Genomic DNA, 14170 nt, shown 5'->3' on the forward strand with positions numbered 1-14170 from the left:
CCAGCCTCCATTCGCTGGCGATAAAACCGGACAACTCATGTGCTACCTAACCCGGACAACTCATGCGCTTACGACACGCCGTCGCGTCCCGCTTGCCTCCGGCGGGCAGCTCCTGTAAGAGAGCCGCCATGACCACGCGCGTCCGCTCCGTCGCCTCCTCTCGCACCGGCTTTGCCGGCGAGACCGCGCGCGCGCTCGCCTCGACCCTGCTTCTTCTCGGCCTTATCGGCGATCGCCGGGTTCGCTGAAGGAGCGCCCGGCGGTCGATACCGCCGCCTAAGGCGCATGCTCCTTGGCCAGACTTTGGCAAAGTCACATCAAGCGAACGAATTTTTGGTAAAGGCGACGCTCGCCACCCATCCGCCTGAAGCGGGCATGCGGGCCGCCGGGAGAAACGACGATGAACGCACGAGAAGAAATCCGCGCCGGCGAGGCTGAAAGCCGGAAGCGCGCGGCCGGCCACATGCCGGATGCAGCACGTAAATACCAATCCTACCCGACGGTCGGCCTGACCGACCGCACCTGGCCGAACAAGATCATCGACAAGGCGCCGATCTGGTGCTCGGTCGACCTGCGCGACGGCAACCAGGCGCTGATCGACCCGATGGGCCATGAGCGCAAGGCGCGCATGTTCGCGCTGCTCCTCGACATGGGCTTCAAGGAAATCGAGATCGGCTTCCCCTCGGCCTCGCAGACGGATTTCGATTTTGCCCGCTGGTGCATCGAGGAAGGCGGCGTGCCCGCCGACGTGTCGCTCCAGGTGCTGGTGCAGTGCCGGCCCGAGCTGATCACGCGGACCTTCGAGGCGCTCAAGGGCGCGCACCGCCCGATCGTGCATTTCTATAATTCCACCAGCGAACTGCAGCGCCGCGTCGTGTTCGAGAAGGACGTCGCCGGGATCAAGCGCATCGCCACCGACGCCGCCAAGATGATCACCGACATGGCCGCCAAGGCCGGCGGCGGCTACCGCTTCGAGTATTCGCCGGAGAGCTTCACCGGCACCGAGCTCGAAGTCGCGCTGGAGATCTGCAACGCGGTCACCGAGATCGTGAAGCCGACGGCCGACAACAAGCTGATCATCAATCTGCCGTCGACGGTCGAAATGTCGACGCCCAACGTCTATGCCGACCGCATCGAGTGGATGTGCCGCAATCTCGACGCCAGAGAGAACCTGATCGTCTCGCTGCATCCGCACAACGATCGCGGCACCGGCATCGCCACCACCGAGCTCGGCCTGATGGCCGGCGCCGACCGCGTCGAAGGCACGCTGTTCGGCAATGGCGAGCGCACCGGCAATGTCGATATTGTCACGCTGGCGCTCAACATGTTCACCCAAGGCGTCGATCCGGAACTCGACTGCTCCGACATCAACCGGATGAAGGACGTCTACGAATATTCGAACCAGCTGAAGATCTCGGAACGCCATCCCTATGTCGGCGAACTGGTCTACACGGCCTTCTCCGGCTCGCATCAGGATGCCATCAACAAGGGCATGAAAGCCCTGAAGAAGGCCAATACCCCCATCTGGGAAGTGCCTTATCTGCCGATCGATCCTGCCGATGTCGGCCGCACCTACGAAGCGATCATCCGCATCAATTCGCAATCGGGCAAGGGCGGCATCGCCTATGTGCTGCAGGCGGATTACGGCCTCAATTTGCCGCGCAATCTGCAAATCGAGTTCAGCCAGGCGATCCAGGCGATCACCGATGCGGAAGGCAAGGAAGTGCCTGCCAAGCGCATCCACGAACGCTTCCTTGAAACCTATGTCGACCAGCCCGGCGCGCGGCTGAAATTCCTCGACCATCGCACTTTCCCCGATACCGAGGTGAAGGGCCGGCGCATCGTGGAGGCGGAGATCCTCGACAACGGCAAGGAAGTCACCATCACCGGCTCGGGCACCGGCCCGATCGACGGCTTTGTCGATGCGCTCTCGCGCCATGTCGGTATCGACATGTCGGTACTGGACTATTCCGAGCATTCCCTGCAGCGCGGCTCCAATGCCTCGGCGATCTCCTATGTCGAAATGGAGTATCCGGGCGGCAAGCTGTTCGGCGCCGGCATCAACACCAACATCGTCGCCGCCTCGCTGGAGGCCGTTGTTTCGGCGGCCAACCGTATCGTCGGCCGCCGGGGCAGCTGATGTGAAACGACCCGGTTCGGCGACAGGCTGACCGGATGGACCTGTCTGCAGCGTGGCGCATTCCAGCTTGCGTCACGCTGCAGAAGCGGACGCGAACCTGCCATTCGTTAACCGCCGGAGGAATTTCCGGTGGCTTACGCGATCGCATAATAGAAGCATCCTTGTGCGCCGGCGCGAGCGCTATATTATCGCGCCCTAACCTGTGCCGACTTCGAAAGGTTCGACACTTGGAGCATGCCCCGCCTGCCGCCCCCGCAGTGCGCGAGACATTGGAGCGACTGCTTGCCAGCGAAACGTTCGGACGATCCGAGCGTGCCCGCAGGCTGTTACGCTATCTGGTCGAACGTGAGCAGGCCGGCGAGGCCGACAGGCTGAAAGGCGTTTCCATCGCCATGGACGTCTTCGGCAAGGACGGCGATTTCGATGCCTCCACCGATGCCGTGGTCAGGGTCCAGGCCGGACGTCTGCGCGAACTTCTGGAGCAGTATTTCGCCAATGAAGGCGTTGCCGAGCCAGTGCGCATCGCGATCCCGCGCGGCGGCTATGTCCCTTCCTATGAGCTGAACGCGATCCGGATGCCTGGCGACGCCAGGTCCGCCTCCGGCAACACCGCGCAGCGGCCCGACGCTTTGGCCGAAGCCGCTCCGGCCGCGACCGGGCACCTGGACACCTCTGCGCCGAGCGAACCTGTAGCGCTGATGGCGCCGGCACCTGCGCAGTCGCTCACCCGCCAACTGCGCTTCTTCTGGGCTGCCATGGTCCTCGTCATTGTCATGCTCGGCGTGCTTATCGTGCGTCAAAGCAATGCCTTCCTTGAGGGCGGCGACACGGTCGAAACGGCGGGCACGGCGAGCATCGCTGCCCAGCCGACATTCGACTCCCTGCCGCTGATCTACATTGCGGTGAAAGCCGATGGAGCGGAAGCGGCTCGCGTCGCGTCGTCGCTGCGCGCCGGGCTTGCTGGTTTCGACACCATCGATTTTATTGGGCGCGATGCGGATTCGACGCGCGATCGGTCCGCCGATCCGATCAGTTTCGTTTTCGAAATTGTTCCCGGGCCCGCTGCCGGCGACGTCACGGTGGAATTGCAGAGCGTCGCGACCGGGCGGGTTCTCCTGTCGCGCAACCTGACATCGGCCGAAAGCGCCCCTGGCGCGGTTGAAAGCAACATTGCCAGCCTTCTCACCTCGACAGTTCCCGCTTCGGGCGCGATCTACAGCTACATCGACCAGAGCGACATCCGGACGAGCCAGATCGGGTGTCTGGTGCTCGACGACCGCTATTATCTCGACATGAGCGCCCAGACGCACGAAATTGCGTATCGCTGCCTGGAGAAGCTGGTCAGCGAAGGCACCAAATCGTCGCTTGTCTACGCGGAGCTGGCCGCCCTTCATGTGGAAGCCGTCACCGCGCACTACGCCTATCCACCGCAAGCGACGCTCGAAAAGGCCATGTCGCTTGCCCATCGCGCCGTCCAGATGGGGCCGATGAGCCCGCACGCGCATCGCGCTTTCGGCTACCTCAACTCGCGCCTCGGCAACACGGACGAAGCGATCCGCTTGATGCGCAAGGCTTACGAACTCAACCCGTATGATCTCGGCATGGCCGCCGCCTATGGCTACGGGCTGATCTTCGCCGGCAAATATGATGAGGGAACGCCGATCCTGGGCCATGCGGTCGAGGCCTTCAGCGGCCATCCGACATGGTGGGATTATGGCCTGTTCATCGGAGCCTTCATGCAGGGTGATATGAAGAAGGCCGCGATCGCCAGCGAGTCACTGCGCACGACGTCGTCCAAGTCGCATTATCTGGCCGCGCGCCTGATCGGCGCGAGGATTTCCGGGCGCGAGAAGCTGGCGCGCGAGCTTGCCAACGAACTCACCGCCGAATTCCCGAACTTTGTCGCCAACCCGCGCGCAACATTCGTCGACCGCAAATACCCCGCCGATCTCACCGACCGGCTGGTCCAGTCTTTGCGCGCCGCCGGGATCGGCAACCCGAGCTAATCCAGCTCTTCGTGGGTATTTGGACCGGAATTATGATGCTGTGATCCGCCAAATATTAATTCATGCTTGCGCGTCGGGCGCTGACGGGATGCTGCGGTCGCGAAAATTTTACTGGCCATAGGTCTGGTTCGGGAGCAATTCAGCCACAAGTTGAAGTAGCTCCTGTCTTGTTTACCGCTCCATTTTTCATGCTTCCATTCCCTTATGCCGTCGAACGTGGCGCTGGTCCGAGGACGATCGTGCTTCTGCACGGCTTCGGAGCCTGTGGTGAGATCTGGCGTGATGTCGCGACCTCGCTGGCGGCGGAGGCGAGGGTCCTGGCCTATGATCTGCCGGGCCATGGGGAGTCCCTGGAGTGCGAAGGCATGGGCGGCGCCAAGCCGGCAGCGCAAGCCATCCTCGCCGATCTGGCCGGGCGCCAGTTGGGCAAAGTCCATCTCGTTGGTCACTCCATGGGCGGCGCGATCGCGACATTGATGGCGCTTGCCGACCCCGAAAGGGTTGCCTCGCTCACTCTGTTGGCGCCCGGCGGCTTCGGCCCGGAAATCAATGCAGACTTGCTGCGCCGCTATGCCGCCGCGGCCGGCAGGAGAGAAGTCCGCGCCAGCCTTGCCGCCATGTCGGGCCCGCGCAGCGTGCCGCCCGACCATGTGGTGGATGCACTGTTCCGGATGCGCAAACGGCCGGGCCAGTTGCAGACCCTGATCGATATGGCGGCGTCGATGACAAGGGATGACCGGCAAGGGGTCGTCCCCCGCGCGCAGTTGGATATGCTCGACATGCCGGTGATGGTCGTCTTGGGAGCGGAGGATCCGGTGCTGCCGGCCGAGCAGGCCGAGGCGCTGCCGTCGCATTTCCATCTGCACCATGTCCTTGACGCAGGTCATATGCTGATCGAGGAAGCTCCGGACCTCGTTGCCGAAATCGTGCGTCGCAACACGCGACGGCGCGGCAGACGGTTGCGCCCGCCGCTGGGCGCCGCGGCGAGTTGATTGCTGAGTACCCTGCCGGGATCGGCTCTCCCGACCGACCTCGAAGCATCCTTGACGCGCTTTATGCGGACTGGGGCGGCCGCGCCGCTCATCGTCGGCAGTGCATTTTTCCGGCGACTGTGTTAATTCGCTGTTAACCAACAGCGAGACAGCCGCCATGAAGGATGCAGGCGACAAAATCAACCCGATGGAGCCGTCGCGAAAGCTCTCGGACGCCATACGCGATGTCAAGAACGCCTTCGCCGACCGCGATGACGTGGTCGTCGACATGCGCGAGGCGCATCGCATGCGGCTTGATCTGCTGGCAACCGAGCTTGCACCGGTCTTTGCCGATGTCCCGGCCGACATGGACAGCTTCGACTTCGCCGTCTCGTCCGGCCTGCAGCCCCGGCTATGGATCGATGCGGTGAGTCACGTCGCCATGGGGCGCGACCGCCGCACCTACCGCTTCCTCAAGGATACGCGCGTCGGCCGTGTGGTGCTGGCCGAGACGACCGAGATGAAAGCCGTCGCCGATGCGGTGACGCGCTACGTGGCCGAACGGGTCGTCGAGCGGCAGCACATGATGGAGGGCGGCGTGGAGAGTGCCGTTCCCGGCCTGCATCGTCCCGTGGTCCGGGAGGCGGAGACGCCCATTCAATCCGAAAGCCGCCTCAATGGCTGGACGACCTTCTTCGCCGGCCTCGGCCTGATAGCCGCCGGTGCGCTTGTCGGCCTGGCGGTTTCGCTGGCGATGTTCTGGGACCGCATCGTGCACATGAAGATCAGCTTCTGACGAGTTCGCGGTCCTTCACGCCCGGCACATCGAGATCCGTCGTTTGCAGATCCGAAGGCGGCAGTGCCGGCCCGGTCAGGCCGCGCCGCGTCAAGCGCACGCGCCAAGCGCCCTTTTCGCCATCGATCTCGAACAGATTGTACTGAGCGGCCGGATGCTTGCCGCCCGGCGCCTGGCCCGCGGCGGCAACCCCGACCACTGGCACTTTGGCGCCACGTGCGCCGATGGCGAACAAGGACGGCAGATGCGAATGCCCGTGCAGGACGAGCTCCGCGCCATGCCGACGAATGACCTTGTGAAAACGAGCGATGCCAAACAGCCGCTTATGTTGCTGGACGGCGCCGCGCACCGGCGGATGGTGGATCATGATGGCGCGGAACAGCCCTTGTTTCGCCGCATCGTCGAGAATCCTGCCGAGCCGCTCGGCCTGCCCTTCCATGAAGAAGCCATTGGCCATGAAGGGCGCGGTGGCGCGCGCCGTGGTGACGCCGATCAGCGCGACATTGCCGCGCACGCGCAGATACGGAAAGGAATTGCGGTCGACCGGACTGTTGACGCCGTCACCCGTCATCCACGGAGCCCACGACCGGCAGACCTTGTCGAAAGCGCCCGGCACATAGGCGTCGTGATTGCCGGGGACCACGGAAACATCATGCGGCGATCCAAGCGTCTCCAGCCAGTGCTTGGCCATCTCGATCTCGCCGTCGAGCGCCAGGTTGACGAGGTCGCCGGTGACGGCGAGATGGTCCGGCGCGCCAGCCTTGATGTCGGCGACGATAGTGTCGATCACCGCGTCGTGCATATGGCGGCGGCGGTTGCGCTGCCAGTTGACATAGCCCAGCACGCGCTTGGACGCGAGATCGCGATAGGTTACATCGGGCAGCGGTCCCAGATGAGCATCGGAAATATGCGCGAGCCTGAACATGGCCCATTCTTAAGCGACGCCGGCGAGGCTTTCCACTCACCCTTTGCTGTTCGCCCAAGCAGGTTCCGCAAAAGCGCCTCACGGTTTTGCGGCCAGAACCTGCGAAAAACAAGGAAAGCCAAGCAGATGTCCGTGGGGCAACCCATGGACATCTGCTTGGGGATTGTCGGATGAATCGCCGAGCCGATCCGGAAGATGCATTCCGCCAGACCGGCTGGCCGGGGTTGCGAGCAAAGCTGTTCCATTTTTACTTCCTGCTGCGCCGCCCGATGACGCTTGGCGTGCGCGGGCTGGTTTATGACCGCGCCTCCAACTCCGTCTTCCTGATCCGCCACACCTATGTTCCCGGCTGGCAGCTCCCCGGCGGCGGCGTCGAGGTCGGCGAGACCCTTGAGGAAGCGCTGGCGCGCGAATTGGCCGAGGAAGGCAACATCACTTTGACCGCTCCGCCAGTGTTGAAGTCGATGCATTTCAACCGCCGCCCCAGCAAGCGCGACCATGTCGCTCTCTATCTGATCGAAGCCTTCAGCCAGACGGCGCCGAAACTGCCGGACCACGAGATCGCCGAAGCGGGTTTCTTCCCGCTCGACCGGTTGCCGGAAGACGCGACCCCGGCGACGCTGCGGCGGATAGCGGAGATTTTTGAGAGTCAGCCTGTGTCAGAATTTTGGTAGGCTTGCTTTCTTGTTGCAAAAAACTTTATGCTCTACTTCCGTCAATTTGGGGATTGGGGAAGCAGTGAGCAACAGCGATGACACTTCCATAAGCGTCTGGCCCTATGTTGGATACTATGCTTTAACGATGGTGGCCTTGACGATCGCACTTGGTATATTGGTGATCGCCGTCCCAGCGTTTTCAGAGGTAATCGGCAAGGCCGCTGGATTTGCGATAAGCTTCGGATCGGCCAACATCGCGCTCTCTAAGTTCATAAGAAGAAACGGCCGATTGTTCATTCACAGGGAATATTGGACGATAGTTCTGCTCTCAACCCTGGCAGCCTTTTTGATTTCGGCGCCGCTGGGTTGGCTAGCCATTTTAGGAGAAGCGAAACGGCACGACCTGAGCGGCGTTCCCTTGGCCGTGTGGGTTGGAAGTGTTCTGTTCGCTTTCCTGTTGACGTTTGGCTTGAATGCCGCCTGGTATTCAAGCCGATTTGGCAAAACTCTGCTGAAAGTCGAACTTGCCAGGCGAGCCCGCAGCGATACCGAGGCCTTCCGTTAGATCGGGTCACGCCGCCTTCCTGAACCTGTTGCGGTCATGCGGCGCGGCATAATCGAGTTCCGGCCCTGCCGGAACGATCCCCGTCGGGTTGATCGATCTGTGGCTGCCGTAATAATGCGCCTTGATGTGATGCAGGTTGACTGTGCCAGAGACGCCGGGCACCTGATAGAGATCGCGCAGGTAGTTCGACAGGTTCGGATAGTCGGCGATGCGGCGCAGATTGCACTTGAAGTGGCCGACATAGACCGGATCGAAGCGCACCAGCGTCGTGAACAGCCGCCAGTCCGCCTCGGTGATGTGCTCGCCAGCCAGATAGCGCTGCTTCGAAAGCCGCTCCTCGATCGTATCGAGCGCCGCGAACAATTCGCCGAACGCTTCCTCATAGGCTTTCTGCGTCGTGGCGAAGCCGGCGCGATAGACGCCGTTGTTGATCGCCGGATAAACCAGCGCATTGATCTTGTCGATCTCCGCGCGCCGCCCTGCCGGGTAGAAGTCGAGACGCGCATCGCCCCATTCGTCGAAGGCGGAATTGAGCATGCGGATGATCTCGGAGGACTCGTTGTTGACGATCGTCTTTTCTTGCTTGTCCCACAGAATCGGCACCGTCACGCGGCCTGAATAGGCCGGATCGGCCTTGGCATAGATCTGGTGCAGGAAATCGAGGCCGTAAAGCGTGTCCCCGGTGGCGCCGTCCTCGGCTTTGAAGGTCCAGCCGTTTTCGCCCATGAAATGGTGCACAACGGAAATGGAGATGATGCCCTCCAGCTTCTTCAGAGCGCGGAAGATCAGCGTGCGATGCGCCCAGGGACAGGCGAGCGACACGTAGAGATGATAGCGGCCGGGTTCCGCCTTGAAGCCGCCCCTTCGCCCCTCTGCCGGCCTGCCGTCGCGCGTGATCCAGTCGCGCCATTGCGACTCCGTCCGCACGAACCGCCCACCGCTGTCGGTGTTGGGCGCGCTATCCCGCCATTTGCCTTCGATCAGCAATCCCATCGAAAATCTCCCTGTGCTCACACATATCTAGACCGATAACCGGACTGGCGAAGCCTTCGGGCACTGAACAGTTCGTCAAACGACGAACCAGTTCGTCAAGCGACGAACCGGCTCGTCTGGAGCAAAGAAAGGCAAAAGGCACCGATTGCAGCGACACAAAATTGGTGCTAGCGGAGGCGCCCATGTTCGACTTTGCCTCGATCCGGTTCGACCGACGACGAAAGGGCGCCCGCGCTTAAGAAGCGCTGACTGGCGAACGCTGCCGCTTGCAGCAAACCTTCCTCGCATACCGGAACGCAAAGACCATGAGCCTTGCCGACGTGAAATACCTGCCGGAAACCCCGGCGCATGATGCCGAAATCGAAGCCATCAATGACGAGGCCTTCGGCCCCGGCCGTTTCGTTCTTGCCGCCTACAAGATCCGCGAGGCCGGTGGGCACGACCGCTCGATGTCCTTTGTCGCCGTCAAGGACGATAAGGTTATCGCTTCGGTGCGCATGACGCGCGTGGCCGCAGGCGCAGGTCGCGCCATGATGCTCGGCCCGCTTGCGGTGCGCCCGGCCTTCAAGAATCTCGGCATCGGCCGCAAGCTGGTCGCGATCGCGCTGGAGGCGGCCAGGAAGGCCGGTGCGCCTGCCGTCATTCTGGTTGGTGACGAACCATATTATGGACCGCTTGGCTTCAAGCGCTTCCCGCGCGGACAGATCACCATGCCGCGCCCGGTCGATCTCGACCGGCTGCTGTATCACGAGATCAAGCCAGGCGCCGTCGCCCGCTTTGCCGGCGATGTCTGTCACGCCAACACGGCAAAGGTTGCGGAATTCGCCCCGGCCATGTCGCGTTCGACTGCGAGTGTGCAGCCGTCGATCGACCCGCCTATTGCGGTTGCGCCTCCTTTGCGCGCTTCGTAGCATAATCGCGAATCCTGGGAGGCCTGCATGAACCCGAACGGCCAGATCGCGATCGTCACCGGCGGCGGGTCGGGCCTTGGCGAGGCAACGGCGCGCGCCTTGGCGGCCAAGGGCGCCCGCGTCGCCATCCTCGACGTGGGCATCGAGCGCGCGGCGAAAGTTGCAGCCGAGATCGGCGGCGTTGCCGTCCAATGCGATGTCGGCAGCGGCGACAGCGCTACGGCCGCGATCGCCGAAGTGGCTGAAAAGCTTGGGCAGCCGCGCATCCTGGTCAATTGCGCCGGCATCGCCATCGGCATGAAGACGATCGGCAAGGACGGACCGCATTCGCTCGACCAGTATCGCAAGGTGATCGAGATCAACCTGATCGGCACCTTCAACATGATCCGCCTCGTTGCCGACCGGGCAGCGAAACTCGAACCGCTTGCCGGCGGCGAGCGCGGCGTCATCGTCAACACCGCATCCGTCGCCGCCTATGACGGCCAGATCGGCCAGGCGGCCTACGCGGCGTCCAAGGGCGGCGTCGTCGGCATGACGCTGCCCGTGGCGCGCGACCTGGCGCGGTCCGGCATCCGCGTCTGCACCATCGCGCCCGGCCTCTTCAAGACGCCGATGATGGCCGGCATGCCGCAGGAAGTGCAGGATTCGCTCGGCGCCTCCGTCCCCTTCCCGCCCCGGCTCGGCGAGCCGTCGGAATATGCGGCACTTGCCCTCCACATCGTCGAGAACCAAATGCTGAACGGCGAGACCATCCGCCTCGACGGCGCCATCCGCATGGCGCCGAAATAAGCGGGATGGCTGGCTCGCCGACAGGCGCCGGTGCCTCTGCCGAAAAGACCGGGCCGCTCGCCGGCCTGAAAGTGATCGAGATGGCCGGGCTTGGTCCGGTGCCGTTTGCCGCCCTGATGCTTTCCGAGATGGGCGCCGGGGTGCTGCGCATCGAACGCGCCGATGCCAGCCAGCCGCTTCTGAGCCTGCCGGAAGAATACGATCTCGACCGCTACGGCCGTTCCATACTCAAGCTCGACCTGAAGCGTCCGGCGGGCGCGGAACTGCTGCTGCGCCTTGCGGCAAAGGCCGACATCCTCGTCGAAGGCTTCCGCCCCGGCGTGATGGAACGGCTCGGGCTTGGGCCGGATGTCGTTCTGCTGCGCAATCCGGCGCTGATCTATGGCCGCCTGACCGGTTTCGGCCAGGACGGGCCGCTGTCCGGGCGAGCCGGGCACGACATCAACTATCTCGCCTATGCGGGCCTCTTGCATGCGGTCGGCAGGCAGGACGCGCCGCCGGTGCCGCCGCTCAACCTCGTCGCCGATCAAGGCGGCGGCGCCATGATGCTGGTCGCAGGCCTGCTCGCCGCCCTTTTCCAGCGTTCCCTGACCGGCAAGGGCCAGGTGATCGATGCCTCGATGATCGAGGGAGCCTCGATGCTCGCCGCGCCGATCCACGCCTACATGGCGGCGGGTCTCTGGAGCGACAGGCGCGGCGAGAACCTGCTCGATTCCGGTGCGCCGTTCTACGATACTTATGAGACGGCTGACGCAAGGCACATTGCCGTCGGCGGCCTCGAACCGCGCTTCTTCGCCGAATTCGCCAGGCTGCTGCCGCTCGACAATCATTTTGTCCGCAGCCAGTACGACAGGTCGTCGTGGCCCGCGATGCGCGCCGCCATTGCTGGCCGGGTCATGGAAAGGACGCGCGACGAGTGGGCCGGGCTTTTCGCCGCGACCGATGCCTGCGTGGCGCCCGTGCTGTCACTGGTCGAAGCCAGGAACCACCCGCACAATCGCGCCAGGCAAAGCTTCGTGACGTTGGGTGGTCTCCAGCGTCCGGCGCCCGCGCCGCGTTTCTCGCAAAACCCGCAGACTCTTGCCGCGGCGCCGGCCGCCGCCGATCGCCAGCCCGCGGGCATATTGACCCGTTTCGGCTTGAGCGAAGAGGAAGTCGGACCCCTTGCAAAGGCGGATGTAATAGGCCGATAACCGGAGAACAGAAATCAACTTATCTCGGGTGAGCTTGTGACCGAACCGAAGAAGGATGTCGTCCGCGAGACCGACGCCGAGGCGATCAGGCTGGCGAAAACCCTGATCCGCTCGGCGCGTTTCGGCGCGCTCGCGGCGATCGAGCCCGGCACCGGCGCGCCGCTGGCGAGCCGGGTTGGCGTCGCTACCGACATCGATGGCGCGCCGCTGATCCTGATCTCGATGCTGTCCGCGCACACCGGGGCGTTGCTCGCCGATCCGCGCTGTTCGCTGCTGCTTGGCGAGCCCGGCAAGGGCGATCCGCTGGCGCATCCGCGCATCAGCCTAGCGTGCCGCGCCCTGCGGCTGGAACGGGGATCGGCCGATCAGATCCGAGCCGAACGGCGCTACCTCAACCGCAATCCGAAAGCGAAGCTCTACGCCGGGCTAAGCGACTTCTCATTCTTCCGGCTCGAGCCCGAGCGCGCCAGCCTGAACGGCGGCTTCGGCAAGGCCTTTCTTCTTGACCGCGACGATTTCATGACCGGTCCCGCCCTTGTCGAAGAGTTCGCCGGCAGCGAGCAGGCGGCGCTCGATCACATGAATGCCGATCATCGCGACGCGCTTGCCCTTTATGCCCGCCATTTCGGTCGTGCCGAAGGTGATGGCTGGATCGCCACCGGCTTCGACCCCGACGGCATGGATCTCGCCACCGCGGATGCGGCCTGTCGGATCTTCTTTCCCCAGCCTTTGCAAACCGCGCGCGAATTGCGTTCCGTGCTGGTCGAGATGGCCAAGGCGGGACGCGCAGCAGAGCAAGAGCGATAGTTGATCGCGCGCCGGCGAAAGCAACGCTTGAGATTTAAACGAAATGATCTACCTTTGTTACGGCGCTGATTCAGAAGCGCCCATCGACATCTGAACATTGTGGATTCAGGCGCCATTGCCCCCTGGCGCCAGGATGAGCCAGGACCCTTGGGGGATCTATGATCTCAAATAAGCTTATCGCCAATGCGGAATCGGCAGCCGCGTTTCTCACTCTCATGGGCAACGAAAAGCGCCTCCTGATCGTGGCCTATCTGATGGATGGCGAAATGTCGGTCGGCGCCATCGCCGAAAAGGTGCAGCTCAGCCAGTCGGCTCTGTCGCAGCATCTCGCCAAGCTGAGGGGACTCGATCTCGTCGAGACCCGGCGCGACCGCCAGATGATCTATTATTCCTGCAAATCCGAAGCGGTGCGCGAATTGCTGCGCATGCTGGAAGGCATTTTCGGCGAAGGCGATCTTTCCCAGATGGCCTACCGGTTGCGCCGCGCCGGGGCTTGACCCGCGGTTCCAGTCGCTCATACCTCGCCGACAACTCTCGGCGAGGCATGCATGAACCTCATCCCTATCGACGATCCCCAGGACCCGCGCGTCGCCGCTTATCTCGACATTCGCGAGCGCGACCTCGTCGGCCGGCACGGCCGCTTCGTCGCCGAGGGCAAGGTGGTGCTCGACCTCCTGTTGTCGACGGGGCGCTTCGCCGCCGCGTCTGCCCTCATCCTCGAAAACAGACTGGCTGGCGTGCAGGGGATCTTGCGTAAGGCGCCGCCGGATTTTCCGGTCTATGTCGCCGCCGGTGAGGTCATGGACCGGATCGCCGGCTTCCACATGCACCGCGGCATCCTGGCGGTCGGCATACGGGGCGCGCCGGCACCCGCCGAAATTCTGGTGGAAACCTTGCCTCGGCGGGCGTTGGCCGTCGTCCTGGTCAGCATATCCAATCACGACAATATGGGGGCGATCTTCCGCAACGCCGCGGCCTTCGGCGCGGACGCGGTGCTGCTCGACCGGACCTGCTGCGATCCGCTCTACCGCAAGGCAATCCGTGTTTCGGTCGGCGCGGCGCTGAAGGTTCCCTTCGCCTTCTTCGGCGATACCGCAGCCCTCACCGCGACGCTCGATCGGCTTGGCTTCAGCCAGTTCGCGCTATCGCCGGGCGGCACCACAGACATCCGGACTGCGCAAAATTCGGCCAGGCTGGCGCTCTATCTCGGCGCCGAAGGCGAAGGCCTGTCCCAAGACCTGCTTGCCCGGTTGCGCACGGTACGGATCAACATGGCGGAAGGCTTCGAAAGCCTGAACGTCGCGGCCGCGTCGGCGATCGCCCTGCATCATTTTTCAAACCGCTAGCGGTCCCGACCTGGACCGCACAGCTGCAACGCTTTGAGGTGTCGAGATTCGGTCAGGCCGAGTCGAAAATGG

14 protein-coding genes are annotated in these 14170 nt (G+C 63.5%); 12 read left to right on the forward strand and 2 right to left on the reverse strand.

Going from position 1 to position 14170, the window contains the following annotated elements; genetic code table 11:
* The first annotated feature begins 463 nt into the window (after window positions 1-463).
* The 4 genes from leuA to LB553_RS14885 all read left to right on the forward strand — a co-directional run bounded on the left by leuA (window position 464) and on the right by LB553_RS14885 (window position 5913).
* On the forward strand, window positions 464-2140 hold the full coding sequence (gene leuA, locus LB553_RS14870; RefSeq protein WP_412033343.1) for a 2-isopropylmalate synthase: 1677 nt from the start codon (window positions 464-466) through the stop codon (window positions 2138-2140).
* A gap of 227 nt (window positions 2141-2367) precedes the next feature.
* The gene (locus tag LB553_RS14875; protein WP_224514330.1) at window positions 2368-4146 is read left to right on the forward strand and encodes a tetratricopeptide repeat protein; all 1779 of its coding nucleotides are present in this window, start codon (window positions 2368-2370) and stop codon (window positions 4144-4146) included.
* A 188-nt stretch (window positions 4147-4334) separates the two neighbouring features.
* Complete coding sequence (locus LB553_RS14880; protein ID WP_224514583.1) at window positions 4335-5138, forward strand: alpha/beta fold hydrolase; 804 nt, start codon at window positions 4335-4337, stop codon at window positions 5136-5138.
* 157 nt (window positions 5139-5295) lie between these two features.
* Window positions 5296-5913 carry a hypothetical protein gene (locus LB553_RS14885; RefSeq protein WP_224514331.1) on the forward strand — a complete coding sequence of 206 codons (618 nt, stop codon included), beginning with the start codon at window positions 5296-5298 and terminating at the stop codon, window positions 5911-5913.
* Here the strand turns inward: LB553_RS14885 and LB553_RS14890 are convergent.
* The gene (locus tag LB553_RS14890) at window positions 5903-6838 is read right to left on the reverse strand and encodes a metallophosphoesterase family protein (protein WP_224514333.1); all 936 of its coding nucleotides are present in this window, start codon (window positions 6836-6838) and stop codon (window positions 5903-5905) included. The genes LB553_RS14885 and LB553_RS14890 overlap by 11 nt on opposite strands.
* Window positions 6839-7008: 170 nt before the next feature.
* Here LB553_RS14890 and LB553_RS14895 point away from each other — a divergent pair, with 170 nt between their 5' ends.
* The gene (locus LB553_RS14895; protein WP_224514335.1) at window positions 7009-7512 is read left to right on the forward strand and encodes an NUDIX domain-containing protein; all 504 of its coding nucleotides are present in this window, start codon (window positions 7009-7011) and stop codon (window positions 7510-7512) included.
* Between the two features lie 64 nt (window positions 7513-7576).
* Window positions 7577-8059: an ABZJ_00895 family protein gene (locus LB553_RS14900; RefSeq protein ID WP_224514339.1), complete on the forward strand. Its 483-nt coding sequence runs from the start codon at window positions 7577-7579 to the stop codon at window positions 8057-8059.
* A 6-nt stretch (window positions 8060-8065) separates the two neighbouring features.
* On the opposite strand, the gene LB553_RS14905 is transcribed toward LB553_RS14900, so the two are convergent.
* Window positions 8066-9052, reverse strand: a complete 987-nt coding sequence (locus LB553_RS14905) for a glutathione S-transferase family protein (RefSeq protein ID WP_224514343.1) — start codon at window positions 9050-9052, stop codon at window positions 8066-8068.
* 305 nt (window positions 9053-9357) lie between these two features.
* On the opposite strand from LB553_RS14905, the gene LB553_RS14910 reads away from it, so the two are divergent.
* The 6 genes from LB553_RS14910 (at window position 9358) to LB553_RS14935 (ending at window position 14098) form a co-directional block, all read left to right on the forward strand.
* A complete protein-coding gene (locus LB553_RS14910) occupies window positions 9358-9963 on the forward strand; it encodes a GNAT family N-acetyltransferase (RefSeq protein WP_224514346.1) in 606 nt (201 codons plus the stop codon).
* Window positions 9964-9990: 27 nt separating this feature from the next.
* Window positions 9991-10752: a 3-hydroxyacyl-CoA dehydrogenase gene (locus tag LB553_RS14915; RefSeq protein ID WP_224514349.1), complete on the forward strand. Its 762-nt coding sequence runs from the start codon at window positions 9991-9993 to the stop codon at window positions 10750-10752.
* Between the two features lie 5 nt (window positions 10753-10757).
* Window positions 10758-11945, forward strand: a complete 1188-nt coding sequence (locus LB553_RS14920; RefSeq protein ID WP_224514351.1) for a CaiB/BaiF CoA transferase family protein — start codon at window positions 10758-10760, stop codon at window positions 11943-11945.
* A 36-nt stretch (window positions 11946-11981) separates the two neighbouring features.
* Window positions 11982-12752, forward strand: coding sequence for a HugZ family protein (locus LB553_RS14925; RefSeq protein WP_224514353.1), 771 nt, complete (start codon window positions 11982-11984; stop codon window positions 12750-12752).
* 158 nt (window positions 12753-12910) lie between these two features.
* A complete protein-coding gene (locus LB553_RS14930) occupies window positions 12911-13249 on the forward strand; it encodes an ArsR/SmtB family transcription factor (protein ID WP_224514355.1) in 339 nt (112 codons plus the stop codon).
* Between the two features lie 51 nt (window positions 13250-13300).
* A complete protein-coding gene (locus LB553_RS14935; RefSeq protein ID WP_224514357.1) occupies window positions 13301-14098 on the forward strand; it encodes a TrmH family RNA methyltransferase in 798 nt (265 codons plus the stop codon).
* The last annotated feature ends 72 nt before the right edge of the window (window positions 14099-14170 follow it).

This window comes from Mesorhizobium sp. CA8 (assembly GCF_020164955.1).
Classification (GTDB): Bacteria; Pseudomonadota; Alphaproteobacteria; order Rhizobiales; family Rhizobiaceae; genus Mesorhizobium.

Excerpts from the sequence above, each read along its gene's own strand:
- LB553_RS14915 (WP_224514349.1), top strand. The coding sequence starts at position 9,991 with ATGAACCCGAACGGCCAGATCGCGATCGTCACCGGCGGCGGGTCGGGC.
- LB553_RS14905 (WP_224514343.1), bottom strand. The coding sequence starts at position 9,052 with ATGGGATTGCTGATCGAAGGCAAATGGCGGGATAGCGCGCCCAACACC.
- LB553_RS14895 (WP_224514335.1), top strand. The coding sequence starts at position 7,009 with ATGAATCGCCGAGCCGATCCGGAAGATGCATTCCGCCAGACCGGCTGG.
- LB553_RS14935 (WP_224514357.1), top strand. The coding sequence starts at position 13,301 with ATGAACCTCATCCCTATCGACGATCCCCAGGACCCGCGCGTCGCCGCT.
- LB553_RS14930 (WP_224514355.1), top strand. The coding sequence starts at position 12,911 with ATGATCTCAAATAAGCTTATCGCCAATGCGGAATCGGCAGCCGCGTTT.
- LB553_RS14890 (WP_224514333.1), bottom strand. The coding sequence starts at position 6,838 with ATGTTCAGGCTCGCGCATATTTCCGATGCTCATCTGGGACCGCTGCCC.
- LB553_RS14910 (WP_224514346.1), top strand. The coding sequence starts at position 9,358 with ATGAGCCTTGCCGACGTGAAATACCTGCCGGAAACCCCGGCGCATGAT.
- LB553_RS14885 (WP_224514331.1), top strand. The coding sequence starts at position 5,296 with ATGAAGGATGCAGGCGACAAAATCAACCCGATGGAGCCGTCGCGAAAG.
- LB553_RS14880 (WP_224514583.1), top strand. The coding sequence starts at position 4,335 with ATGCTTCCATTCCCTTATGCCGTCGAACGTGGCGCTGGTCCGAGGACG.
- LB553_RS14920 (WP_224514351.1), top strand. The coding sequence starts at position 10,758 with ATGGCTGGCTCGCCGACAGGCGCCGGTGCCTCTGCCGAAAAGACCGGG.
- leuA (WP_412033343.1), top strand. The coding sequence starts at position 464 with ATGCCGGATGCAGCACGTAAATACCAATCCTACCCGACGGTCGGCCTG.